The sequence below is a fragment of the Clostridium sp. BSD9I1 genome, assembly GCF_900185645.1.
Lineage (GTDB): Bacteria > Bacillota > Clostridia > Clostridiales > Clostridiaceae > Clostridium_AK.
Genome location: NZ_FYAM01000023.1, coordinates 355,199 through 378,204, shown reverse-complemented (window position 1 = coordinate 378,204; position 23,006 = coordinate 355,199). Strand labels below are relative to the sequence as shown.

The 23,006-nt window shown below is 29.4% G+C and carries 29 protein-coding genes; 15 read left to right on the top strand and 14 right to left on the bottom strand.

Features of this window, described 5'->3' with window-relative positions; translation table 11 throughout:
• Positions 1-8: 8 nt before the first annotated feature.
• The 6 genes from hisC to BSD9I1_RS09225 form a co-directional block, all read right to left on the bottom strand.
• Positions 9-1,055: a histidinol-phosphate transaminase gene (gene hisC, locus BSD9I1_RS09250; RefSeq protein WP_186430102.1), complete on the bottom strand. Its 1,047-nt coding sequence runs from the start codon at positions 1,053-1,055 to the stop codon at positions 9-11.
• On the bottom strand, positions 1,052-2,347 hold the full coding sequence (gene hisD / locus BSD9I1_RS09245) for a histidinol dehydrogenase (RefSeq protein WP_186430101.1): 1,296 nt from the start codon (positions 2,345-2,347) through the stop codon (positions 1,052-1,054). Before hisD ends, hisC begins: the two co-directional genes overlap by 4 nt.
• 27 nt (positions 2,348-2,374) lie before the next feature.
• Positions 2,375-3,013 (bottom strand): ATP phosphoribosyltransferase, encoded by a 639-nt coding sequence (gene hisG / locus BSD9I1_RS09240; RefSeq protein ID WP_186430100.1) that lies wholly within the window; start codon positions 3,011-3,013, stop codon positions 2,375-2,377.
• A gap of 1 nt (position 3,014) precedes the next feature.
• The gene (locus BSD9I1_RS09235) at positions 3,015-4,277 is read right to left on the bottom strand and encodes an ATP phosphoribosyltransferase regulatory subunit (protein ID WP_186430099.1); all 1,263 of its coding nucleotides are present in this window, start codon (positions 4,275-4,277) and stop codon (positions 3,015-3,017) included.
• A 223-nt stretch (positions 4,278-4,500) separates the two neighbouring features.
• Positions 4,501-4,812, bottom strand: coding sequence for a lipopolysaccharide assembly LapA domain-containing protein (locus BSD9I1_RS09230; RefSeq protein WP_186430098.1), 312 nt, complete (start codon positions 4,810-4,812; stop codon positions 4,501-4,503).
• Positions 4,813-4,933: 121 nt separating this feature from the next.
• The gene (locus BSD9I1_RS09225; protein WP_186430097.1) at positions 4,934-5,260 is read right to left on the bottom strand and encodes a cupin domain-containing protein; all 327 of its coding nucleotides are present in this window, start codon (positions 5,258-5,260) and stop codon (positions 4,934-4,936) included.
• A 92-nt stretch (positions 5,261-5,352) separates the two neighbouring features.
• On the opposite strand from BSD9I1_RS09225, the gene BSD9I1_RS09220 reads away from it, so the two are divergent.
• Positions 5,353-6,030, top strand: coding sequence for a Crp/Fnr family transcriptional regulator (locus BSD9I1_RS09220; protein ID WP_186430096.1), 678 nt, complete (start codon positions 5,353-5,355; stop codon positions 6,028-6,030).
• Positions 6,031-6,114: 84 nt separating this feature from the next.
• Here the strand turns inward: BSD9I1_RS09220 and BSD9I1_RS09215 are convergent, their stop codons facing one another.
• Both BSD9I1_RS09215 and BSD9I1_RS09210 read right to left on the bottom strand, forming a co-directional pair.
• Positions 6,115-6,768: a 4Fe-4S binding protein gene (locus tag BSD9I1_RS09215; protein ID WP_186430095.1), complete on the bottom strand. Its 654-nt coding sequence runs from the start codon at positions 6,766-6,768 to the stop codon at positions 6,115-6,117.
• Between the two features lie 228 nt (positions 6,769-6,996).
• Complete coding sequence (locus tag BSD9I1_RS09210; protein ID WP_186430094.1) at positions 6,997-7,512, bottom strand: hypothetical protein; 516 nt, start codon at positions 7,510-7,512, stop codon at positions 6,997-6,999.
• Positions 7,513-7,744: 232 nt separating this feature from the next.
• Here BSD9I1_RS09210 and BSD9I1_RS09205 point away from each other — a divergent pair, with 232 nt between their 5' ends.
• The 6 genes from BSD9I1_RS09205 (at position 7,745) to BSD9I1_RS09180 (ending at position 12,650) form a co-directional block, all read left to right on the top strand.
• Positions 7,745-8,416, top strand: coding sequence for a response regulator transcription factor (locus BSD9I1_RS09205; RefSeq protein ID WP_186430093.1), 672 nt, complete (start codon positions 7,745-7,747; stop codon positions 8,414-8,416).
• A gap of 2 nt (positions 8,417-8,418) precedes the next feature.
• Positions 8,419-9,741: a HAMP domain-containing sensor histidine kinase gene (locus tag BSD9I1_RS09200; protein ID WP_186430092.1), complete on the top strand. Its 1,323-nt coding sequence runs from the start codon at positions 8,419-8,421 to the stop codon at positions 9,739-9,741.
• A gap of 66 nt (positions 9,742-9,807) precedes the next feature.
• Positions 9,808-10,512: a cytochrome c biogenesis CcdA family protein gene (locus tag BSD9I1_RS09195; protein ID WP_186430091.1), complete on the top strand. Its 705-nt coding sequence runs from the start codon at positions 9,808-9,810 to the stop codon at positions 10,510-10,512.
• A gap of 18 nt (positions 10,513-10,530) precedes the next feature.
• Positions 10,531-11,118, top strand: coding sequence for a redoxin domain-containing protein (locus BSD9I1_RS09190; protein WP_186430090.1), 588 nt, complete (start codon positions 10,531-10,533; stop codon positions 11,116-11,118).
• A gap of 213 nt (positions 11,119-11,331) precedes the next feature.
• On the top strand, positions 11,332-11,499 hold the full coding sequence (locus BSD9I1_RS09185; RefSeq protein ID WP_081957114.1) for a DUF1540 domain-containing protein: 168 nt from the start codon (positions 11,332-11,334) through the stop codon (positions 11,497-11,499).
• Positions 11,500-11,627: 128 nt separating this feature from the next.
• The gene (locus tag BSD9I1_RS09180; protein ID WP_186430089.1) at positions 11,628-12,650 is read left to right on the top strand and encodes a PTS transporter subunit IIC; all 1,023 of its coding nucleotides are present in this window, start codon (positions 11,628-11,630) and stop codon (positions 12,648-12,650) included.
• A gap of 94 nt (positions 12,651-12,744) precedes the next feature.
• On the opposite strand, the gene BSD9I1_RS09175 is transcribed toward BSD9I1_RS09180, so the two are convergent.
• Complete coding sequence (locus BSD9I1_RS09175; RefSeq protein WP_035307880.1) at positions 12,745-13,029, bottom strand: hypothetical protein; 285 nt, start codon at positions 13,027-13,029, stop codon at positions 12,745-12,747.
• A gap of 193 nt (positions 13,030-13,222) precedes the next feature.
• Between BSD9I1_RS09175 and BSD9I1_RS09170 the strand changes: the two genes are divergently transcribed.
• A complete protein-coding gene (locus tag BSD9I1_RS09170; RefSeq protein ID WP_035307882.1) occupies positions 13,223-13,474 on the top strand; it encodes an SHOCT domain-containing protein in 252 nt (83 codons plus the stop codon).
• Positions 13,475-13,520: 46 nt separating this feature from the next.
• Here the strand turns inward: BSD9I1_RS09170 and BSD9I1_RS09165 are convergent, their stop codons facing one another.
• Together BSD9I1_RS09165 and BSD9I1_RS09160 are read right to left on the bottom strand one after the other, a co-directional pair.
• Positions 13,521-14,753 carry a C40 family peptidase gene (locus BSD9I1_RS09165; protein WP_186430088.1) on the bottom strand — a complete coding sequence of 411 codons (1,233 nt, stop codon included), beginning with the start codon at positions 14,751-14,753 and terminating at the stop codon, positions 13,521-13,523.
• 54 nt (positions 14,754-14,807) lie between these two features.
• Positions 14,808-14,921 (bottom strand): FeoB-associated Cys-rich membrane protein, encoded by a 114-nt coding sequence (locus BSD9I1_RS09160; protein ID WP_242966452.1) that lies wholly within the window; start codon positions 14,919-14,921, stop codon positions 14,808-14,810.
• A 275-nt stretch (positions 14,922-15,196) separates the two neighbouring features.
• Here BSD9I1_RS09160 and BSD9I1_RS09155 point away from each other — a divergent pair, with 275 nt between their 5' ends.
• The 3 genes from BSD9I1_RS09155 (at position 15,197) to BSD9I1_RS09145 (ending at position 18,262) form a co-directional block, all read left to right on the top strand.
• Positions 15,197-15,916, top strand: a complete 720-nt coding sequence (locus BSD9I1_RS09155) for a response regulator transcription factor (RefSeq protein ID WP_035307886.1) — start codon at positions 15,197-15,199, stop codon at positions 15,914-15,916.
• The gene (locus BSD9I1_RS09150) at positions 15,913-17,316 is read left to right on the top strand and encodes a HAMP domain-containing sensor histidine kinase (RefSeq protein WP_186430087.1); all 1,404 of its coding nucleotides are present in this window, start codon (positions 15,913-15,915) and stop codon (positions 17,314-17,316) included. The genes BSD9I1_RS09155 and BSD9I1_RS09150 overlap by 4 nt, the downstream gene beginning before the upstream one ends.
• 265 nt (positions 17,317-17,581) lie before the next feature.
• Positions 17,582-18,262, top strand: a complete 681-nt coding sequence (locus tag BSD9I1_RS09145; protein WP_186430086.1) for a TIGR01906 family membrane protein — start codon at positions 17,582-17,584, stop codon at positions 18,260-18,262.
• Between the two features lie 61 nt (positions 18,263-18,323).
• Here BSD9I1_RS09145 and BSD9I1_RS09140 read toward each other — a convergent pair whose 3' ends face one another.
• From BSD9I1_RS09140 to BSD9I1_RS09130, 3 genes are all read right to left on the bottom strand, one after another.
• Positions 18,324-18,566: a hypothetical protein gene (locus BSD9I1_RS09140; RefSeq protein WP_186430085.1), complete on the bottom strand. Its 243-nt coding sequence runs from the start codon at positions 18,564-18,566 to the stop codon at positions 18,324-18,326.
• A 209-nt stretch (positions 18,567-18,775) separates the two neighbouring features.
• Positions 18,776-19,483 carry a DUF421 domain-containing protein gene (locus tag BSD9I1_RS09135; protein WP_186430084.1) on the bottom strand — a complete coding sequence of 236 codons (708 nt, stop codon included), beginning with the start codon at positions 19,481-19,483 and terminating at the stop codon, positions 18,776-18,778.
• A 10-nt stretch (positions 19,484-19,493) separates the two neighbouring features.
• The gene (locus BSD9I1_RS09130; protein ID WP_186430083.1) at positions 19,494-20,192 is read right to left on the bottom strand and encodes a YetF domain-containing protein; all 699 of its coding nucleotides are present in this window, start codon (positions 20,190-20,192) and stop codon (positions 19,494-19,496) included.
• Between the two features lie 191 nt (positions 20,193-20,383).
• Here BSD9I1_RS09130 and BSD9I1_RS09125 point away from each other — a divergent pair, with 191 nt between their 5' ends.
• The 4 genes from BSD9I1_RS09125 (at position 20,384) to BSD9I1_RS09110 (ending at position 22,925) form a co-directional block, all read left to right on the top strand.
• Entirely contained in the window at positions 20,384-20,587 is a 204-nt protein-coding gene (locus BSD9I1_RS09125; protein ID WP_035307893.1) for a DUF1657 domain-containing protein, read from the top strand.
• A 108-nt stretch (positions 20,588-20,695) separates the two neighbouring features.
• Positions 20,696-21,043: a four-helix bundle copper-binding protein gene (locus BSD9I1_RS09120; RefSeq protein ID WP_186430082.1), complete on the top strand. Its 348-nt coding sequence runs from the start codon at positions 20,696-20,698 to the stop codon at positions 21,041-21,043.
• A 332-nt stretch (positions 21,044-21,375) separates the two neighbouring features.
• Positions 21,376-21,567 (top strand): hypothetical protein, encoded by a 192-nt coding sequence (locus BSD9I1_RS09115; protein WP_186430081.1) that lies wholly within the window; start codon positions 21,376-21,378, stop codon positions 21,565-21,567.
• Between the two features lie 224 nt (positions 21,568-21,791).
• Entirely contained in the window at positions 21,792-22,925 is a 1,134-nt protein-coding gene (locus BSD9I1_RS09110; RefSeq protein WP_186430080.1) for a cell wall-binding repeat-containing protein, read from the top strand.
• Positions 22,926-23,006 lie beyond the last annotated feature (81 nt).

Sequence of the window (23,006 nt, the reverse complement as noted above, 5' to 3'; positions counted from 1 at the left end):
AACTTAAATTATCTACTTATGGAATCAATAAATGCTTTATTTTCTTCTCTGTTTCCTACAGTAATCCTCAAACAATTTTTAAGCCTAGGGCTGCTAAAGTTCCTTACACTTATGCCACATTTTAGTGTCTTTTTTCTTAATTCATCTTTAAAGCTACTTTCAATTAGCACATAATTAGCTTTTGTTGGATATATAGTTATCCCTTTTATTTTTTTTAGTTCACTAAGCAGATATTCTCTTTCCTTTAGTATAAATTCTATATTTTTCTTAATAAGCTCGGGTCTTTTTAGCACCACTGCAGCTATAGATTGAGTAGCTGTATTAACGTTATAAGTTAGTTTTACCTTTTTAAATTCAGTCATTAGTAGATCATTGGTGATGAGAAATCCTAATCTAAGTGCTGCTAATCCTATTGCTTTAGAACAAGTCCTAAGTATTACTAAGTTTTCATGGATATTTATTTTATCTACTAGGGTTTCTCCATAAAATTCATAATAGGCTTCATCAATAACAACAATAGACTTGGTTTCTGTGATTATTCTAATCAACTGCTCCTTAGGAATAATTCCACCTGTTGGATTATTAGGATTAGATATAAAAATAAGCTTTACCTCTTCAAGATTAGCTTTTGCTATTAATGCTTCCACATCTAATCCAAAGCTATCATTAAGCTGAAACTCCACAGGTATTCCGCCTACAAGCTTTGTGTATATGTTGTACACCGAAAAATCTGGGGTTAACATCATTACTTTATCTCCAGCTTTTATGATGGCATTTACTATAATTTGTATAAGCTCATCTGAGCCATTGCCTGCCATAACATTTTCAAAATTAACTCCAGCATAGTCTGCATAAAGCTTGCAAATTTCTGTTGAATCTGCGTCAGGGTATCTATTGAAAAATATATTTACTATTGAACTCATAAGCTCTTCTTTTAATTCCTCTGGAAAATTTAAAAAACTCTCATTAGCATCTAATCTAATAGTATAGTTATTTTTATCAACTTCATAAGGCTTAAAGCTTTTTAAATCCTCTCTAAATAAGTCATTTATCATTTTTCAAACCTCACTTTAATAGAATTAGCATGAGCTGTTAATCCTTCAGTTTCCGCAATTTTTATAATGTCGGTTTTCAAATCCTCTAATGCAGGACTAGTGTAGTAAATATAGCTAGACTTTTTAATAAAGTCATCTACTGAAAGTGGTGAGAAAAACCTTGCAGTACCGCTAGTTGGCAGTACATGATTTGGTCCTGCCATATAATCTCCTAGGGGTTCCGGAGAATATTCACCTATAAAAATAGAACCTGCATTCTTTATTTCACCTAATATGTCAAAAGGCTTATCAATTACTATCTCAAGGTGTTCAGGAGCTATCTCATTAGCCATTTTTATAGCTTCCTCTAAAGTGCTTACAACAATAATGGCCCCATAGTTTCTAAGAGATTCTCTTATTATTTCTTTTCTATCTAAAGTCTCAACTTGTCTTTCTAGTTCAAGTTTTACCTTTTCTGCTAATTCAAATGATGTTGTAACTAAAATTGAGGATGCTAATACATCATGTTCTGCTTGAGACATTAAATCTGCAGCTAAAAATTTAGGATTAGCATTTGCATCTGCAATTATAAGTATTTCACTAGGACCAGCAATCATATCAATGTCAACAAATCCATATACACTTCGTTTTGCCATTGCAACATATATATTTCCTGGTCCTACTATTTTATCTACTTTTTCAATATTCTTCGTACCAAAAGCAAGTGCTCCAACCGCCTGAGCTCCTCCTGCCTTAATTATTTTATCTACTCCTGCAATGTCAGCAGCAACTAAAATATTAGGGTTTATACCTCCATCTTTTAAAGGCGGAGTAACCATTGTTATATTCTTTACTCCTGCCACCTTTGCTGGTACTGCATTCATAATAACTGAAGATGGATATGCTGCAGTACCCCCTGGTACATATATCCCTACATTTTCTAATGCTCTGATAGTTTGACCAAGTATAACTCCCTTATCCTTTGTCATCATCCATGAGTTTCTCTTTTGTCTCTCATGAAATTCTTCAACATTTTCTTTTGCTCTTTGTATTGCAGAGAGGAAATCTGAATCTACCTTTTCATATGCTTCCTTAATTTCCTCCTTAGATACAATAAAATTATTCAAATCAACACTATTGCTATCAAATTTGTTTGTATACTGAATTAAAGCATCATCTCCGTTGTTTCTTATGTCTCTTAAAATATCCTCAACTTTATTTATAACATCTCCTTGTACCTCTTCCGCCCTTTCCTTAAGGGAATCTAAGTAACTTTTTCCTTCTTCGCTATTTCCATATATAATACTTATCAAAATAACCCTCCTCTTTTCTTTATTAAGTTATTGATTTTCATCTACATAATTTTGAACTTTTTCAATAAGTTTTCCTATCTGATCTTTATATATCTTCATACTTGCTCGATTTACTATCATTCTGGCACTTATATCACATATTTTTTCTATTATAATAAGCCCATTTTGCCTAAGAGTTTCTCCTGTTTCTACAATGTCCACTATGGCATCTGAAAGTCCTAGTATAGGAGCCAACTCTACGGAACCCTCTATTTTGATTATTTCTACGTCTTCACCCTTGTTTCTAAAATAGTTTCCTGCAACATTAGGGTATTTAGTAGCAATTTTCTTACGATTAAAACCTTCATAGTTTCTATACTCAGGTAATGCTGCCACACTAAAGCTGCATTTTCCAACATTTAAGTCCACAACCTCATAGAAGGTTTTCTCCTGTTCTAAAAGTGTGTCTTTTCCTACTATACCTATATCTGCAGCTCCATGCTCAACATAGGTTAGCACATCAGTTGATTTTACTAAAACGAACTGTATGTTGTTTTCTATATCCTTAAAAATCAATTTTCTTCCTTTGTTCTTTAATTCTGTACAATCAATTCCTATGCTTTCAAACATGGTAATTGCATAATTTTCTAGTCTACCTTTAGTAAGTGCAATTCTTAAACTCTTCATTTTATTCCCCCAAAGCTTTAAATAACTCTAAAACATTTATATTACTGCAAGTTTTATCCTTTATATTTATAATTTCAACCTCATCTTCACAATTAATAGAGACAAGCATACCTATTTTCTTATCCTTACAATAATTTATAATATTTTCTTTTTCTTTAATTAAGCTTATCTCAGCGTAATAGCCACAATCTCTAAGTTTATTTGCTAAGTTATAGGCTACATTTATATATTTTTCATCATATGAAATTAAGTATTTATCGCAAAACTCATTACATATACTATAATCCTGCAGTGCACACATAACGCTATCAATATTTATTCCAAACCCAGTGGCAGGAATATTCTGACCAAATTCAGATATTAAATTATCATATCTTCCTCCACTTAAAATATCAGTGCCTACTTTTCTGCTATATGCCCTAAAAGTCATTCCTGTATAGTAATTGATATGTTGTACCATGCCTAAGTCTATGGATACAAATTTACTAAGACCAATTGCATCTAACTTTTCATATATTTTAGCGATATTATCAATAGCAAGAAGAGCATTTTTATTATCCGTAAGATTTTTAGCTCTCTCAAGTACCTCAATCCCCCCGAAAAGTTCAGGCAGATTTTTTAGAGCCTTGGCATTCTTTCCTAGCTTATCTTCATTTCCTTCTACAAACTCTCTTAATCTAGCAAAATTTTTATTTTCCACCAACTTCCTGAGTCTCTCCATTTCCTCTTCTTCAAAAATTACGTCTTCCACTAAAGATTTGAAAAATTCAGCTTGTCCCAATTCTATTTCAAAATCCTTAATCCCAATTGAAAGCAATGCTGTAATAGCAGTTATAATAACTTCTGAGTCTGCCTTTAAGCTGTCACTTCCTAGTATCTCAATGCCAGATTGAGTTATTTCACTAAATTTCCCTCCCCAGGATTCATTCATCATAAATATGTTGCCACTATAACATATTCTTACTGGATGAGGGGCTTCCTTAAGCTTTGTAGCAGCAATCCTAGCTATGGGAGTCGTCATATCAGGCCTCAAAACCAATATCCTGCCAGTATTATCGAATAACTTATACATCTTCTCCTGTTCTATAGACAGGTTGTCTAAATGAAACACATCGTAAAATTCCAATGTAGGTGTTGATACCTCTTCAAAACCACTTCTTAAATATAGACTTCTCAGCATATTAATTGTATTAATTTTTTTACTACATTCCTCAAACAACAAATCCTTTGTGCCTTCTGGTATATATCTTTTCCAATTAGTCAAATTTACACCTTCTTTACTTTATCAATTTACCACTTCACCGCTTTATCTGATTAAATTATTAAGATAATAACATCCCTTAAAGTTTCTGTCAATATATTTAGTAAAATTAATAGTGAATTTTCAAATTTTATAAATAATATATAAAAAAGTGACTATCTCAAAATAAATTTTGAGATAGTCACTTTGTAAGCATTTCATATGATAAGTTTGCTTATCATAAATCTTATTTATTGTTATTTTCAAGTTCTTCAGTCGTTGTTTCTTCAAGTTTTAGCTTTAACTGATTATTTTCCTCTTCCAGCAATGTTATTGTTTTTAATGAACTTTTGATTTTAGATTTAAGTTTAATCCACCTAACAATACTAAGCATCATTACAGTAGCTGCACCAAAAATTGCTGATATAAATATAACAAGTGCCTGTGACATAGATAAGTCCATCAATAAAAAGTTTATGTTTACAGTTTCTGCATTTTGCAAAGCAAAAATTGCCACTATAAGCGCAAATATAAGGGATAAAATAAATCGCCAATCCATACAAATAACCACCTATCGCAAATAATTTCAATATTTATCTTCAGTATATATTTATATGTATATTATAACATTAAGCTGTATTATTTCCAACATATTGATATATATTTTAAAATTTCCTCTTTTATTTTTCTTCATAATATCTTGGATTAGGAGATTTAATTACAAATATCTCAAGAATGTCATCATCAAAATTATTTACATTCATCTTTACATTATAAGGTATATTTACAATTTGTCCTTCACTGTATTTGTGAGGTTCCTGTTCACCAAGCTTTAATGTTAAATTACCTCTTATTACTACCATATACACATTAGAGTTTGAGTAATGTTCTGGTAGACCTGTTCCTTTAGTAAAAACCATATGGTTTAGTGCTAAATTTTCATCATCAATAAGTTTTTCAACTACCTTTTCATTTAATCTTTTAAATTCATAAATCTTTTCTAACATAAAAATTCCCCTTTCATAGTTCATGTGTTTATATTATAATTTTTATAAATATAAAAAAAGTAACCATGGTTACTAATTACAGGGGAATATTCATGAATATCAAAGACTTTATTCATATAATTAAGCATATAGGTTTATTTAATACCATCTCTTCTGAAGAATTAGTTCAATTATTCAATAGCCAAAATTATGAAATTAAAGAATATAACAAAAACAAAGTTATTTACTTGCAAAATGAAAAGTGCACTACTTTAGATATTATTTTAAAAGGAAGTATTATTGTTCAAAAAATTGATAATAACGGGAATGTGCTTACTATATCTACATTCACAACTGGAGATATAATAGGAGGAAACTTACTCTTTGCAAATGCTGATATTTATCCTATGACAGTAGCATCAAGATCTTCTTGTATAATTCTTCATATTAATAAAGACTTGATACTTGAACTTTGCCAACAAAATAAGAATTTTCTAATTGAATTTATTAAATCCATTTCTGATAAAACTATAATATTAACAAACAAAATTAAGTCTATAAGTATGAAGACTATAAGACAGAGTATATTAGACTTTTTAACCTATGAATATTATATTCAAAAGACGTCAAAAATCATTTTACCAATATCAAAGAAAGAACTATCTGAACGAATTGGCGTACAACGTCCTTCACTTTTAAGAGAACTAAATAAAATGAGACGTGATGGATTAATAGAATACGATGCACATTCTATAACCATAAAAAATATTGAATTAATAAGAAACAGTTAATGCATTTCAGTAAAGTTGAAATAATTATATTTAGTAAAATAAAAAAATGCCTAATGGTAAATAAACTCCATTAGGCATTTTTTATTATTTTATTGTATCATATCCAATAGAATTTTTCGGACAAGCTATTACGCAATTTGCACATTGAATACAATCTGGATGATCTAATACATCACCTTTATAACCATAAGGAGAAATTCCCATAGGACACTTTTTCTCGCAAATCTTACAGTTCACGCAAGTGTTAGATACTTCTAGTACCTTTTTTTTATCTTTTCTGAAGTAAGATATTAATGCTGCTATGCTTCCCATGGGACAAAAATGACACCAAGTTCTATGACTATAGAAAAATGATAATACTATTCCAATCAAGGTAGTAATTACTATAATTCTATAAAACACCATACCAATTCCAGCTGGGTTCCCCCAATTATTTCTAACACCTAAGCCGAACATGGTAAACATAAATATAACTACAAATACTCTAAAATAAACTGACTTTAATAATTTCGGAACCGCCTTTTTCTTACTGAACTTTGCCATAACATTGTCATAGAAATTTCCTCTAGGGCATAAATTCCCACACCAAAACCTTCCTCTGAAAATCGATACTATTATAGGAGCAATCATACAAATAATAGCTGCCATACCTATTCTGAAATCAAATAGGCTTACAATAATAAATGCAAGTAACATTATATATGAATATTTTTTCCATAGTTCAAATAAATTTTTCATTTCCATCCCTCCAATATTTTTATACCCCCACAGGGTATCTAAGAAATATTATATAGCTTTTTACTAATCTGTCAAGTATATATTTATTTTTTATGTTATAATATGAACAAGATACATACCTATATCGTAATATCATAATATATAAATCTAAATTAATTGTTACTCATTCTTTGAATATTTTCCATAAAAAATAGGATAGCTAAATTTTAGCCATCCTATTTTTAAATGTTATTTAACAACTTCATTACTAGGTACTGTTATGCAGCCCCTACCCTGTCCGTTTCCCATCATTCCACGGCCTTGACCTCTTCCTTTGCCCTGGCCTACTCCTTGTCTTTCACCAAAATTTCCAGTACAGTTTTGTATGTTTGTATTTAACTTTGATTTTAATGTTTCCCCTTCTTCTTTTGTAATTGTTCCTTTCTTAACAGCATCATCTATTGATTTAGTTCTTTCTTCAAGCAATGAACTCTTTAACTCATCTTGAGTCATTCCTTTTTCAGCTGCTAAATCATAAAGTGTTTTTCCTGATTCTCTTGCATTTGTTATATCAGTATCTGTTAAGCCTAACTTGTTTTTAAGGATATTAGACATATAATCATATCCTCTCATAGAAGTTATTCTTCCAAGACCTAATCTTTGCCCTGGTGTAACTGTAGTATCATTTGAAGCAGCATATGCTGTTGCTCCCACTCCTATAGACATGGTAAGTACTAAAGCAGCTATAACATTTCTTTTTTTCATTTTCTATTCCTCCAATTTTAATTTTAGTTACCATCTCTGTGGTATAGCTTTATAATAACGAATCTTTTTGTTCAAATAGTGTTGTAAATGTGATAAGATTGCAAAAGTTTTATAATTAAATTTCACAAATCTATCACATTTGCTACAATGATTAGCCAAATATATAAATTATAATTATAATTATTATAAGATGATTAAATTAAGTGATGCAAAAAAACTATAGGAGGGAAAAATGACAAATAAAATACTTATAGTGGAAGATGAAACTAAACTTTCTGAAGTAATGGCTCTATATTTAAAAAATGAACATTATGATGTAACCTGTACTTCAGATGGAAAATCAGCAGAAGATCTAATTAATACTCATAACTTTGATCTAATAATCCTCGATATTATGCTTCCTGGTAAAGACGGCTGGGCTTTACTTAGAAAAACTAAATCATTAGGCAACACTCCTGTTATACTAACAACAGCAAGGGGTGAAGAAGATGACAGGATCTTTGGGCTGGAGCTAGGTGCCGACGACTATATGGTTAAACCTATTAGTATGAGAGAATTAGTTCTTCGTGTGAAACTTAGAATTAACAGTAAGATAACTAAAAATAAATCTTTAAAATTTGATAATTTAACAATATTAGAAGAAAACCATGAAGTATTGCAAGATGATCAACAAGTAAATCTAACCCCTAAGGAATTTGATCTTTTGTTATTTTTAAGCAAAAATATAGGTCAGGTGTTTAGTAGAGAGCAATTATTAAGTTCGGTATGGGGATATGATTTTATAGGTGACTCACGTACAATTGATACTCATATTAAAAAACTTAGAGAAAAACTAAAATTTTGCGAAGATCACCTTGTAACAGTATGGGGTGTTGGATATAAGTTAGTGGTGTCAGGAGGATAGCTATGGATAAAATAACACGTAAACTTATAAAATACTTTTTATCTATAATTGCTTTAGTCATTGCAATATGCCTTATAATAAGCAGTATCTTTTTATCCAAGTTTTACCTTAAACAGCAATATGATAGTTTGCAGGCTTCAGCTAAAGATATATATACCTCCTTAAAAAGCAATGAAGAAATAGATAGTTCAAGTATTACTGCAATACTTATTCAAGATAATAATATAGTCCCTTTGACTCAAGGTAAAATGGGTATGATGCCATTTTTACGCTCTGCAAGCGATAACAACTTTAAAACAAAAGGAATATTTAAAAATGCTATGAATGCTGAATTTCTATATTATAAACTGCAAACTGATATAGGGGATATCATAGTTTTTCAAAATAATAAGTATTCCTCGGATTATTTAAATATAGTTTATATTGTTTTATTTTTTATATTTATTTTTTCAGTGCTGCTATCTATACCTCTAATATCCTATATAGGCAAAAAATTTACAAAACCTATATTAAAGTTGGAAAAGGTTGCTTCTTCAATATCTAATGGCAATTTTAATGTAGACTGTAGTGTTGAAACTAATGACGAAATTCAAACTTTATCTATAAGCCTAAATCAAATGGCTATTGACTTAAAAAAGAAATATCAACTGCAAAGGGATTTTGTAGCTAATGTATCCCATGACTTCAAGACACCTTTGAGTGTAATTAGAAGCTACAGTGAGGCTATTAGTGATGGATTGGTAGATGAAGAAAATTTAGAAAGATATTCAAAAGAAATAATAAATGAAGTAGATAGGCTAAACACTTTAGTTATGGATTTGCTTCAGCTTTCTAAGCTTCAAGATGGAGCATACTCTCTTAATAAACAATTTATTAATTTACCTGATTTTGCTCAAGAATGTGTGAACTACTTTAAACCAATAACCGCTGAAAAGAATATAACTATTACTAGCTCTACTGAACCTTTAGAAGTATGGGCAGATAAAAAATATCTTCAAAGAGTTTTATATAATTTTATTGATAATGCGGTTAAATTTAGTGATGAATATAGTAAAATTGAAATCTTCACCTCTGAATTAAATGATTATATAAAGCTATCAGTAAAAGATTACGGTTTAGGTATAGAAAGTCATCTTTTAACAGACATTTGGGATAAATATTATAAAAATTCTCAAAGTGGTGGTATGGGATTAGGTCTTGCAATTTGTAAAGAAATATTAAAAATGCATGGGTTTGAATATGGTGTCACTAGCTCTCATAAATCTGGAACAGAATTTTATTTTCTTATACCCAAAGATAATACACGCACTTTAACATATTCTTAACATATTTTATATATAATTGATATTAAGCTTTAGGCTTTTAAACTTCAAATGAAAGAAGGTGATGATTTGAACAACGTTTCGCTGATACTAGCTTTCTCTGCAGGGTTATTATCATTTCTTTCGCCATGTGTTCTCCCCCTTGTCCCCGCTTATATAAGTTATATAACGGGTACAAGTATTAGTAATCCTGAAAGCAAAAAATCTAATATGTACGTTCTTTATAAATCTATAGGATTTATTATTGGCTTCTCCATTATATTTATCATAATGGGAGCTTCCATTACTTCAATTGGAAAAGTTTTCATAAAGAATCAGTCTATTTTTAGAAAGATATCTGGGATTTTAATATTTATTTTTGGTTTGCACACTACAGGTATTTTTAAAATCAAATTATTTTATCGAGAAAAAAGATTTTTATCTTTTAACAATACAAATGGCGCTTTTGGTTCTGTTTTAATGGGTATGGCCTTTGCTGCAGGATGGACTCCATGTGTTGGTCCAATTTTATCCTCTATTCTTGTTTATGCAAGCAGTATGGAAACTATAAGTAGAGGTATTATATTGCTAGTCTTTTACTCATTAGGACTTGCTGTTCCATTCATTTTAACAGCACTTGCAATTGAAAATTTATCATCAAAAATAAGCAGATTAGGAAAGTATTTAAGTTTTATTTCTATAATAAGCGGATTACTTATGATTTTAATGGGAATCTTAATCTTTACTAATAAAATGGGTATGTTAAGTCAATACCTGAATTTTATTAACTTTTAATAGATAGGAGAAATTTCAATGAAAAAAATAGCTATAATATTAGGATTATTAATTCTCATAGGTGGTTCAGTATATACGGTATATAACTATAATAAATCTCAAGTTAGTAATCCCAATAATATCATTAATACTGAATCTAATTCCTCTGATAAAAAACAAAATGACAATTTTAAAAATGAAACTGCTCTGAAAGTATCTAAAACTAAAGCAATGGATTTTAAATTAAAGGACTTAACTGGAAAAGAGGTTTCATTAAGTGATTATAAAGGTAAAAAGGTGTTTTTAAACTTTTGGGCAACTTGGTGTCCTCCTTGCAAGGCTGAAATGCCTGAAATGGAAATGCTTTATCAGGAAACAAAGAATTCTGATTTAGTCATATTAGCTGTAAACTTAGATGAAGAAAAAGATACTGTGCAGAAGTTTATTAATAGCAACAAATATAACTTTCCAGTATTACTAGACACAGGTAATATTGTTGCAAGTCAATATGAAGTTGTTTCAATTCCCACATCATTTTTTATTGATAAAGAAGGAAATATAGTCGATAAACATATCGGTGCTATGACTATAGAAGATATGAAGGATTATATAAATAATATAAAGTAAAGTTAGCAAAATTCAGAGCACACAAAAACTTGATTTGTCTAAGTCTTTGTGTGTTCATATTAATTGTTGCAAAATAGCTATATGTATTTATTTTATATGCACTTTTCTAAAATAATCAAATAGTGGTATGTTAAAACAACTTTCATTTTGTTGAATAAAACTCGGAAAATATCTAATAATAATATTGAACATTGAGTAAAGGAGGTAATAGTTATGCCAAAGAATGAAAGTATAGGATGTATAGTTACTGAATGTAAATTCCATAGCAATGACGGACAGTATTGTGCACTAAATCAAATTAAAGTTACAAAACACAACGGTGAAGCTAATAAAGTTGAACATACTGATTGTGGAAGCTTTGAAGCTAAAAATAATATTTAAAAAGTAAAAATAGTCTGTGTACTCTGAAAGAGGGATATGATAAAATGTATTTCTTAGGAGTTTACACAGACTATTATACTATCTTTATATACTTACAACTACTTAATTTTTTTATAACGAGGTATATTATGAAAAGCAGTAAATTTTCAATACAAGAGTATTTAATCAATGTTCTTAATTTTATGGGACAAGGACTTTTTGCTTCTCTTATTATAGGTTTAATACTTAAACAAGTTGGAGAAAAATTAGGACTTCCTTTACTAATCCAATTTGGAAAAGCTGCTCAACTTATGATGGGCCCTGCCATTGGTGCGGCTGTAGCTTATGGAGTAAAAGCTCCTATTTTAGCTATATTTTCTTCTATTATTACTGGAGCACTTGGTGCACAAACTCTTAAATTAACAAACTTAGGTACATATTCTATAAATGTAGGTGAACCTGTAGGAGCTTTATTTGCAGCACTTATTGGGGCTGAATTGGGGAAACTTATTCATAATAAAACAAAATTAAATATAATCTTAGTCCCTGCAATAACTATTATTACTGGAGGTATTGTTAGCACTTTTATAAGTCCTTTTATGTCATCTTTAATGAGTTCACTAGGATATATGATTAATTATGCAACTGAACTGCAACCAGTTCCAATGGGAATTTTGGTTTCTACAATAATGGGAATGGTATTGACTCTTCCAATTAGTAGTGCTGCGCTTGCAATTTCTCTAAAACTAGATGGTCTGGCTGCTGGTGCAGCTACAGTTGGATGTTGTGCTCAAATGATTGGATTTGCCATTTCAAGCTATAGAGAAAATAAATTGGGTGGTTTAATTGCTCAAGGTCTTGGAACATCCATGCTTCAAGTTCCAAACATCATTAAAAATCCTCTTATATGGATTCCACCTACTTTAACAAGTGCAATACTTGGTCCTATTGCTTCTTCAATATTTAAAATGAGAAATAATTCAATGGGTGCCGGCATGGGAACCAGTGGATTGGTTGGTCAATTTGCAACTATAGAAGTTATGGGGATAAACTCTTTATGGTTAATACTTACAATACATATAATCGCTCCAGCAATTATATGTTTACTTATTTCAGAGTTTATGCGTAAAAAAGGATTGATTAAGTATGGTGATATGAAGTTAGATTTGTAACATTATAGTTAGCTTCATGTATTTGTATAAAGTCAGCTCTATTATATAAAATATAAAAAGAGTCTTAGCTTTTCACAACTAAGACTCTCTTATTTTATTCTATAAATTTATTTAATTTATCATTTTCGGTATTTTTATTATCACAACAACTTCCTTTTTTATTACCACGCATCATCATTACCATCATTCCAACCATCATCAATGGACATATAAATGGCGCAATTATTGCAAGCAAGCCAGCTGCACCTGGGCTAAATTTTGTTATAAGTGGCAGTAATCCTATAATAACTATAGGCAAACCACAGCAAAGAATCATGTGCAGTACGTGCTTTAGCATACTATGTTTTTGATTTCCTCCATTATCTCCATGACATTTCATAATTACCCCTCCAATATACTTTTAATAATTTAAAGTATTTATATTATGATTACATTTTATGTTATTTATATAAAGAACATATGAAGAAACCCACTTTTTCATAAATTCTAATATATTATATTTCTTCACAATTCCACCATAATTGATTTATATAATTAACATATAAAATTAATATTAAAGGAGGACTTTATATATGTTTTGTGGTGGTTTTGGAGGATATGGATTTAACTCCTCAGGCCTTATAGGACCTGGATGGATGCTTTTAGGTATAGGATTAAGATTGCTTGTATTCATTGGAATAATAGTACTTGTTTCTAAATTTATTAAAAATTATAGTAATAAGTCTAATAATGCAATGGAAATACTCAATGAAAAATTTGCTAATGGAGAAATTAGTGAAGAAGAATACTTAAAGAGAAGAACAATCCTTTCACAAAAGAACTAGGGAGTTTAACTCTCTAGTTCTTTTGTGAAAATTTTTTATTTAACATTTATTGTATAACCCTTCTTGCAGTAATATAATCTGATCTATCATAAGGCGATATTTTAACTACATCCCCTGTTCTTGGAGCATGAATATACATACCATTCCCAACGTATATTCCCATATGAGTTGGACTTCCTCCCTTTCCATAGAAAACTAAATCTCCAGGCTGAAGTTCATTTCTTGAAACGGCATAACCATTTTTAATTTGATCATAAGTAGTTCTTCCAACTGTTATTCCAAAATGCCTGTATACATATTGAGTAAATCCAGAACAATCAAAACCCGCTGGTGTTGTACCTCCCCATAAATAAGGTGTTCCTAAAAAACTAGAAGCATAGGCTACTACTGCATTACCAGATACTGATGTATTCCCTCTAGAAGGTGCATTTGCATCTGTTTCAGTAGATTTTACAGAAACAGATGCAACTTCTCTAGAAGCTGTATATGCTGGTGTTGAATTTGTTACTGTTTCGGTTTGTTTTTTAGAAACAGATGCTGCCTCCCTAGAAGCCGTATATGTTGGTGTTGAATTTCTCATTGCATCAATTTGTATTAATGTTTGATTTATCCTTGCTTGTGTTTCATTCACTGCAGAAGCATATAATTTCTCTTGTTTCTTTGCTTCTTCAATTAACTTACTTTGCTTACTTTTATCCTTTTGTAGTTTATTCATCTTTTCATTATTATCGCTATTTAGAGATACTAACTTATCATTTTGCTTATTTAATTCCTCTTTATTATTATTTAATTGTTCCTGTTTCAATTTTATATTTTCAGTAATTTTTTTATCTAAGTTTATAATACTCTTTAAAGTTTCTATTCTTGAGAAAAAATCACTAAAATCTTTTGCTTCAAGTAGTACATCTAAGTAGCTGCTTGATCCCTTTACATAAATTACTCTTACTCTTTTATTAAATAATTCTTTTTCCTTTTTTATATCTTCTTCTGTTTCTTTCAGTTCCTGCTCTGTGGCTTTAATATTTTCCTGTATTTTACTCATTTGTTTCTTATTTTCTTGCATTTTATCCATTACTTCTTCAATTTGATTGTCTAGGTTCTCTATATTTTGCTCTATTTCAAATCTTTTATCTTGTGCCTTTTTAAACTCATTTTTATCCGTCTGCAGCTGATTTCTTTGTCTATAGATTTGTTCAGATGTTGGTGCTGCAAGAACTGGTTTATGTAAATTAAATGCTATTCCAAACATTAGCATTAAGCATATTAATCTCTTTTTCATCGTCTTCCTCCCAGCTGAAATATATAAGCAATATTATTTTTTTATCTTTCCTTTTCATTCACTACAGCCACCACAGCCGCAGCCACCTGAAGCTTTACCTTTAAACTTACTATATATTGTGTAAATCGCAAAAGCTGCTATTAAGGAAGCAACTAGTATTTCAATCATATTGTTATTCACCTCCTCCATTATTTGTTATAATTATGTGCTCTAAATTATATAAACTTTTTATGTAATCCGTATGAAGATGAAGAAAAAAGCCATAAGCATTATTACTTTTGTATTTCTACACAATTCCTTCATAATCAATTTATATAATTTGCTGTGGAAGTCTATACTAAAAGAAAAGTCATACCATCAAATACTAGGAAACTATACATCCTAGTGTTTTAGATATATAAAATGTAATAAAATTATATTAATAATTTTTAGAGGTGATAAACATGAATAATGATGAATTTAAAATACTAGTTGTAGATGATGAACAAAATATATTGAATGTAGTTAAAGCTTATCTAGAAAAGGATGGATTTAGGGTAGTTACTGCAATAGACGGTGAGGCAGCTCTTAATATATTTAATATGGAGATAATTCATCTTATAGTTTTAGATTTAATGCTTCCTAAGTTATCTGGTGAGGAAGTATGTAGTAAAATAAGAGCTGCTTCTACTGTGCCTATCATAATGCTTACTGCTAAGGCGGATGAAGATGAAAAAATAGAAGGAATATCTATCGGTGCAGATGATTACTTAACCAAACCTTTTAGTGCTCGTGAGTTAGTAGTGAGGGTAAGAGCTTTACTTAGAAGATCTTACAAAGATTCACTCCCTCTTGCTGATATTTTAAACTTTAATAATGGAGATTTAGAAGTTGATATTAAAAAGATGTTCATTAAAAAGCAGGGAGATGTTATAAGTCTAACAACAAATGAATTTAAAATATTGAAAGTATTACTTGCAAATCCAGAAACAGTATTCTCAAGAGAACACTTAGTAGAAAAGGCTTTCGGAATTGACTATGAAGGCTATGATAGAACAATAGATACTCATATCAAAAACATTCGACATAAGATAGAGGATAATCCTAAAGAGCCAAAATATATAATAACTATTTACGGAATGGGCTATAAGTTTATCCCGAGTTTTACTGAGGTGAAAAGATGAAACTCTCTTTAATGAAGAAACTTTCTTTAGGATTTCTTTTAGCAGTACTAGGATCTATTATTTTAACGAGTCTGATATCAAATTATGCAGTAGGAAAAGAATTTCAAAAGTATTTAGTTGATGAACATAAAGTAAAAATAGATAATATAATAACCATTGTTGAGGACTTATATAATGAGCAAAATAGTTTTACAAATATAAATGAATCAGAACTACAAAGATATGCAGAGATGCAGGAATTGTATATTGAAATAAAAGACTCAGTTAACAATACTGTATATTCTTCAGGTAGTGCTCATTTGTATCATAAAAGCATGATGCAAAATATGATGGGTTCTAATATGCATAATTTTTCAGGAATGAATACTGGTGAATATACTGAAAATAAATACACCTTGCTTTCTAATAATAAGAAGGACATCGGTACAATAACCGTTGGTTACTTTGGAACTTCATATCTATCTTCTGGTTCTGTTACTTTTATAAACACGTTAAATAATTCTTTTATTATTGCTGCTTTTATAGCTCTAATTTTTGGATTTATAATTAGCATAATTATATCGAGGCAGCTTTCAAAACCTCTACTTAAAATAACTAAAACAGCAAATGAAATGCGTGCTGGAAATCTTGAAGCTCGCGCTTTCGTCAAGACAAATACTAAAGAGCTAGATGAGCTTTCCAATTCAATAAATTATTTAGCAGAATCGCTAAGTAAGCAAGATATGCTCAGAAAAAGATTAACATCAGACATGGCTCATGAATTAAGAACACCACTTACTACATTAAAAACCTATGTTGAAGCTTTTATTGATGGCATATGGGAACCTACTACTGAAAGGCTTGAAGTCTTCTATGAAGAAATTCAAAGATTAACAAAACTTGTAGATAATCTTCGTAATTTAGCTAAACTTGAGCAGGTAGATCTTAACTTAAATAAGAGTAATATTAATTTATCAAATGAATTAGAAAAAATTTTAGATACTTTTAAGCCTCTATATATAAAAAAAGATTATAATTTAGTTTGCAATATATCTCCTGATGTAAAAGCAACTATGGATAAAGATAAGTTTAAGCAAATAGTAAATAACCTTCTTTTAAATGCTTATAATCATTTAAAGCCTAATGGAGCAGTTGAGGTAACGTTAAAGAAAGAAAAGCAAAATATTATCATAAAAGTTATTGATAATGGTATAGGTATTCCTGAAAAAGACTTGCCTTATATATTTGAGAGGTTTTATAGAAGTGATTTATCTCGTGCTAAAAATACAGGAGGTTCAGGTATAGGACTTACAATTACGAAATCATTCGTTAAAGCTCATGGTGGTGAAATATATGTTAAAAGTAAGCTAAACGAAGGGACTACTTTTACTATTGAGTTTCCCGACATTTTATCTTCTTAAAAATAACCCTGACAATTAATTGTCAGGATTATTTTTTATATTTTCACTATTATTACATGCTTACCATTCTTCTACACTCACTATCACATTGTCTGCAAACATCTGCACAAGTCTGGCAATGCTCATCTTTAAACATTTCACATTCAGCAGCACATTTTTCGCATATTTACTCTTAAATTATTATGCCAACTTTTCACACTATCTTCATATTCATTTTTTATAATGGTGATGCACATAAGAAACTTTTATATATGGGGGTCATAAAATGTATTCACCAGTTTACACACATCAAATTGAAACAAGAAAAAAAGGAAACTATAAATTATTTCAAATATTATTTTCTTTAACATTTAGTTTGTTTATTATTGCTTCAGCAGTAAAATTCACATTGATGTTTAAACCTTTATACTATTTCGATATTCAACACTTAAATATAGTAGATCATTCAAATTTTAGTAAAGATGAACTAGTAAAAAATTATGATTATGTTATTGATTATTTATTAAGCTCAAAAGAAGAAGACTTTAAACTGCCATCGATTCCTTATTCAAAATATGGACAAATTCACTTTAAAGATGTCAAAAGAATTTTTACTTCTGTTGATGTTTTGCTAGCTGTAACTGGACTTATTAGTGGTGTAGGTTTATTACTTAATCTTAAACATAAAAACTTAGATTTTTTAAAACAAACCTCTTCCATATTAATAATACTTCCAGCAGTTCTTTTGACAGCTTTTATGATAAATTTTGATGCTTTTTTTACTATATTTCATAAGATATTTTTTAGAAATGATTACTGGATATTTGATCCTGACTTGGACCCCATCATAAAGATACTCCCTGAAGAATTTTTCTTTCACTCTGCACTATTAATTGTAATTCTAATAATTTTAAGTATCATAATCTTAAAGTTGCTTTATAAGAAATTTAGTAGATTAGCATATTAAATATTGAACAGTAAAAAATACTACCTAATTCTGAAGGTAGCATTTTTATGAATTAAAAGTATTATAAACTTCTATTCATCATTCTATTAGGGATTACATTATTATTCGTACTTCTATTTTTATTAATACTTTCATTAGTATTTTTATTTGAGCCATGACAAGCTTCTGCTCCCCCCATTGAATTATGCATTTCAATCATTCCTTCTCTTCCTATGCTTTCCATCATATTAGCCATATTTTCATTTCCACTTTTTTTCATTATATCAATAATCTTTTTAAAATCTTCTTCTGTTATAGTATTCATAAAACCATCCATAGCTTTATAATTTCCTTTTTCTAGTCCTTATAGCCATTTCCCTTCATTATATCCAGCATATTGTTGTTTGCGTAGTATTTATAAAGAAGCAATAGAAATACTTAAAAATATCTTTGTAAAAAGTCCAGCAAGTTATTTGCTGGACTTTAGTTCGTAATACAAAATCACTGTGACAAAACTTTACTATTACATACTTGTTAATCTTTTTTAGATATATATAGTTTTTTACAATTATCTATAGTAGCAAGATATATGTTTGTTATATCATATACATTATACATAGCGAGATTATTCATAAGCCATTCTTTATCTACCCCTGAGTCAGTTAAATTTTCTTCAAATAATTTGCCATCACTGATAATAACTAAAGGTAAATCTACAGGTTTAGCAGTAAGCTTTAAATCTGTTGGATTAACTGGTCTATGAGATTCTTTTTTTATAATACTAAAATGACCATTAGGCTCTAAAATTGCGTATTTAACTTCTGAAATGTCAAAAACATTCTTAATTCTTAATTCACTCATAAGTAAATCAATATTTATAAAATGTTTTTTAAAATTTTTTCTTATTATTTTTCCATCATCTATTAAAATTAAAGGTTTCCCATTAAAAAATAAAGCTAAATCTCTATTTTTTAGAGATATTAAAGTAATCATATAATGCCAAAAAAATAAAGTTGCTAATGGAACAATTATATATGTAAAGGAAATTTCTCCATCTAACAATGGGGCAACTGTAAGAGCTCCCAATATCCATATCACTGCAAAGTCATAGGCAGTTAACTGATTTATAGTTCTTTTTAGCATATATCTTCCTACCAAAAAAGCTATTATACCTACTAAAAAGGTTCTTATTATATATCCAAATAATGAAATATTTTTTATAACCCCAAAAACCTTAATCATGAGAGTCCTCCTATGAACTTACATATAATTTTTTATCGGAAGTTAAAATTCCTAAATAAATATGATTTATGCTATCTATGTTATTAGATCTAAGTTCAGTTTTAATCCAATCATAACTCAATGAATTCATTTTAAGAATTTGTTTATCTACATTTCCTTTATAAATAAGAATTTGGGGCAAACTATCCTGTTTGGGTTCTATTGCCATATCTAACTTAGTTACAGGAAGGCTATTGCTATTTATAGCTGTACTAAAATCCCCTGTGGCTTCTGCAATTAAATACTCTACTTTTTCAATATTGGGTGCATCTTTTTGTCTTAGTATAGAAAATAAATTATCAATTGTTAGTTTTGCTTTTGAAAGATTTTCTTTAATCACCTTTCCGTTTTTAACCAATATAATAGGTTTTTGAGAAACTACAGATGGAGCTTTAAAATATAAGTACGATATAAACAAATTAATTAAAGTGTATATTATTATTATAACCATTGCATCTACTAATCTTGATTTAGGATTAACCATACGAGAAGCTGCAATATGACTAATGCCCGCAGCCATTAAAAAATTATATGGGGTTAATATACCAGGCTGACGAAATCCCATTGCTTTAGTTGAACCAAATAACATGAAGTATAAGATAGATGCTCTGATAAACAGCTCAGGTATATTTAACTTTTCTCCTTCAAAGAAAATAGTATATATATTCATAAAATCACCTCTTGAAATTTATTACATTAAGGAAAAATTATTTCCTTTTGGCAAGATTGTATTTATATGTCAATATCGTTTCTAAAGTATATTTTAGACAACAAATAGTTATATTATGTATGTAACTTAAGTTATTATAGTGTACACATAATAACTATATAAAATTTTACAATTTAAAGGAGGAATTGAATATGGCAACTGTAAACAAACTTGAGCAAGCCTTAGCAAGTGCTCAAGGATTAGCTGCTCAATTAAAAACATTTTCCATGGATACAAATGATCAACAATCTAAACAAACTTTTAAACAACTAGCACAAACAAGTGAAAACATAGCACAGACACTTCAAAGTAGACTTGATTTTGTAAAATCAGAGGAACCACAATATAGAGAATAATATTAAAAAATGATATTGTTACCATTAAAGTTATTGATTTCATGAATATAAAACTATTATTTTTACACATACTACATTACGTAGTAAAAATTAAAAGGAGTGTTTGAAATGGGAGTAGTAACTATGACTACAAATAACTATCAAAAATGTATCGATGAATGCACTAGATGTGCTCAGGCGTGTTATGAATGTTTTGAGGCATGTCTTAATGAACCTGATTTAAATGCAAGAAAAAATTGTGTAAAAATTCTAGTTGAATGCGCAAAGATGTGTGAAATGTCGGCAGCTATTATGTCTATGAATGGCCAATTTGCAAAAGAACATTGCAAAATGTGTGCTACAGTTTGTGATACATGTGCAAAGGAATGTGATATGTTTAAAGATGAGCATTGTCAAAAATGTGCACAAGAATGTCGCACATGTGCTGATGAATGTAGAAAAATGGCAGGTATGTAACAATAAAAAAACAGTTGGTAATTTTAGTATATTACTAACTGTTTTTTGCTTTTAAAAAGGAATGGATACTACTGTTATTTAGCACATTTCCTTCTATTATTTTACAATATATTTACATATATAAAATAGTAGCCTGTTCAGCCAAACTTATCCCTATTTCATCTTATTTATTTTCTATGACATCCCTCATTTTTCTATATCCCTCTTCATCAATTTCGCATCTTATATACTCTTTACCTCTTAGCAAATGTACTATATTCCTATAAGTGTTTCTCCATGCTTTCTACATATTTTATTAATATAATATAACTAGTGAAAGGAGGTTGAAAATTATGATGTTTTTACCAATGGTTACTTTACTTATTTTCATGTTTCTTTATTTGAATATTTTTGAGAATCAAAATAATCTAAGTTATAGCAAAGTTAGACAATCAAATAGAGCCTTAGATATTTTAGATAGAAGATTTGCTGACGGGAAAATAAGTAGAGATGAATACTTAAGAGTAAGATCCTTGTTAAAATGATTATAAATTTATAACTGTAATATATTTAAAACTTACATATAGATAATATTCCAAAAACATTGCGATTATTTTTTAACATGCTAATAAAGGGATGCACTAAAAACAGTGCATCCCTTTATATTGTTTAGAGACATATTTGCATGTATTATTTTCTTTACAATAATGTAACATGAAATATTATTTCATCATATAATTGGAATAGATAGTGTCTTTAGGAGGATAGAATGAACAATAATATAAAAGAAATTTGTCCCCTTACATTAAATACTACAAGGGTATGCAGTACTACTCCTGTGGATGCAGCAATTGGAGTGTCTAAAATAGGTTTTACACATATGAAGCTTAATGCTGTAATTTTAGTTAATAAAAATGAAGTTTTTGATGCAATAGCAGCTGCACCATTGGTTCATATGCCTATCAATGCTTCTATTTTATTTACTGATGGCAATAGGCTAAGCAAGGAAACATTAATTGAAATAAATCGCTTATGCCCTAAAGGTTATAAAGGGACGCATGTAATACTGGTTGGCAATATTTCTAACAATGTAGCTATGGAATTACATCACTATGGTTTAAGAACCTATCGTATATCGGGACGTAACTCCTATGAAACTGCCTGTAAAATACCTATTATACGAAAGCATTTTGAAAATATACTTATAGTATCTGGTGAAAACTTTTCTGAGGGCATAATGACTCCTTATTGGAGTGCTCATAATGGTGATCCTATACTTTATGTTAAAAAGGATAGTATTCCAGATTGCACAATAGAATCTATCAAAAGAATGCATGATATTAATGTTTATATTGTAGGTTCAACAAAAACGATATCAAAGGCTGTTGAAAAAGATTTAGGTAAGCTAGATAATATAAAAAACTTAACTAGAATTGATGGGGAAAATCCTTACGAAATTGCAGTGAATTTTGCTAAATATAAAGATCCAAAAACTAAATTTGGTTGGGGTAGAAATTATGTAGATGGTCATGCTTTTACCTTTGGCACCTTAAGCCACCCCATGCATACATTAGCTGGTATATTATTTGCTCATATGGGTAAGCATACACCTCTTCTCTTAATTGGTAATAATGCTGTACCTCCCGTAGTAGAAAAGTATATAAAGTCAATTAAACCTATTCCACCGAAAGATATGCCTCGTCCTCCATTTATGCACGGCTTTATTGTAGGTGATACAACACATATTACTTATACTGCACAAGTTAAAATTGAAGATATCCTTTCTATTGATCATGATATGACGGAAATGAATAATATGAGTCACCATATTAATGAAGATGAGAATTTGTCACATACAAAGATTACATGCAGATTTTGTGATATAACAGATATATTTGATTAAAAAACAAACATCAGAACTAGAAGTGTAGACTCTTAGTTCTGATGTTTATATATATTGATAATTTTATTTACAATGCTTTAA

Bases quoted from the DNA above. Each gene is read 5' to 3' on its own strand.
- hisC (WP_186430102.1), bottom strand. From the start codon at position 1,055: ATGATAAATGACTTATTTAGAGAGGATTTAAAAAGCTTTAAGCCTTAT.
- hisG (WP_186430100.1), bottom strand. From the start codon at position 3,013: ATGAAGAGTTTAAGAATTGCACTTACTAAAGGTAGACTAGAAAATTAT.
- BSD9I1_RS09230 (WP_186430098.1), bottom strand. From the start codon at position 4,812: ATGGATTGGCGATTTATTTTATCCCTTATATTTGCGCTTATAGTGGCA.
- BSD9I1_RS09225 (WP_186430097.1), bottom strand. From the start codon at position 5,260: ATGTTAGAAAAGATTTATGAATTTAAAAGATTAAATGAAAAGGTAGTT.
- BSD9I1_RS09220 (WP_186430096.1), top strand. From the start codon at position 5,353: ATGAATATCAAAGACTTTATTCATATAATTAAGCATATAGGTTTATTT.
- BSD9I1_RS09215 (WP_186430095.1), bottom strand. From the start codon at position 6,768: ATGAAAAATTTATTTGAACTATGGAAAAAATATTCATATATAATGTTA.
- BSD9I1_RS09210 (WP_186430094.1), bottom strand. From the start codon at position 7,512: ATGAAAAAAAGAAATGTTATAGCTGCTTTAGTACTTACCATGTCTATA.
- BSD9I1_RS09205 (WP_186430093.1), top strand. From the start codon at position 7,745: ATGACAAATAAAATACTTATAGTGGAAGATGAAACTAAACTTTCTGAA.
- BSD9I1_RS09200 (WP_186430092.1), top strand. From the start codon at position 8,419: ATGGATAAAATAACACGTAAACTTATAAAATACTTTTTATCTATAATT.
- BSD9I1_RS09190 (WP_186430090.1), top strand. From the start codon at position 10,531: ATGAAAAAAATAGCTATAATATTAGGATTATTAATTCTCATAGGTGGT.
- BSD9I1_RS09185 (WP_081957114.1), top strand. From the start codon at position 11,332: ATGCCAAAGAATGAAAGTATAGGATGTATAGTTACTGAATGTAAATTC.
- BSD9I1_RS09180 (WP_186430089.1), top strand. From the start codon at position 11,628: ATGAAAAGCAGTAAATTTTCAATACAAGAGTATTTAATCAATGTTCTT.
- BSD9I1_RS09175 (WP_035307880.1), bottom strand. From the start codon at position 13,029: ATGAAATGTCATGGAGATAATGGAGGAAATCAAAAACATAGTATGCTA.
- BSD9I1_RS09170 (WP_035307882.1), top strand. From the start codon at position 13,223: ATGTTTTGTGGTGGTTTTGGAGGATATGGATTTAACTCCTCAGGCCTT.
- BSD9I1_RS09165 (WP_186430088.1), bottom strand. From the start codon at position 14,753: ATGAAAAAGAGATTAATATGCTTAATGCTAATGTTTGGAATAGCATTT.
- BSD9I1_RS09160 (WP_242966452.1), bottom strand. From the start codon at position 14,921: ATGATTGAAATACTAGTTGCTTCCTTAATAGCAGCTTTTGCGATTTAC.
- BSD9I1_RS09155 (WP_035307886.1), top strand. From the start codon at position 15,197: ATGAATAATGATGAATTTAAAATACTAGTTGTAGATGATGAACAAAAT.
- BSD9I1_RS09150 (WP_186430087.1), top strand. From the start codon at position 15,913: ATGAAACTCTCTTTAATGAAGAAACTTTCTTTAGGATTTCTTTTAGCA.
- BSD9I1_RS09145 (WP_186430086.1), top strand. From the start codon at position 17,582: ATGTATTCACCAGTTTACACACATCAAATTGAAACAAGAAAAAAAGGA.
- BSD9I1_RS09140 (WP_186430085.1), bottom strand. From the start codon at position 18,566: ATGAATACTATAACAGAAGAAGATTTTAAAAAGATTATTGATATAATG.
- BSD9I1_RS09135 (WP_186430084.1), bottom strand. From the start codon at position 19,483: ATGATTAAGGTTTTTGGGGTTATAAAAAATATTTCATTATTTGGATAT.
- BSD9I1_RS09130 (WP_186430083.1), bottom strand. From the start codon at position 20,192: ATGAATATATATACTATTTTCTTTGAAGGAGAAAAGTTAAATATACCT.
- BSD9I1_RS09125 (WP_035307893.1), top strand. From the start codon at position 20,384: ATGGCAACTGTAAACAAACTTGAGCAAGCCTTAGCAAGTGCTCAAGGA.
- BSD9I1_RS09120 (WP_186430082.1), top strand. From the start codon at position 20,696: ATGGGAGTAGTAACTATGACTACAAATAACTATCAAAAATGTATCGAT.
- BSD9I1_RS09115 (WP_186430081.1), top strand. From the start codon at position 21,376: ATGATGTTTTTACCAATGGTTACTTTACTTATTTTCATGTTTCTTTAT.
- BSD9I1_RS09110 (WP_186430080.1), top strand. From the start codon at position 21,792: ATGAACAATAATATAAAAGAAATTTGTCCCCTTACATTAAATACTACA.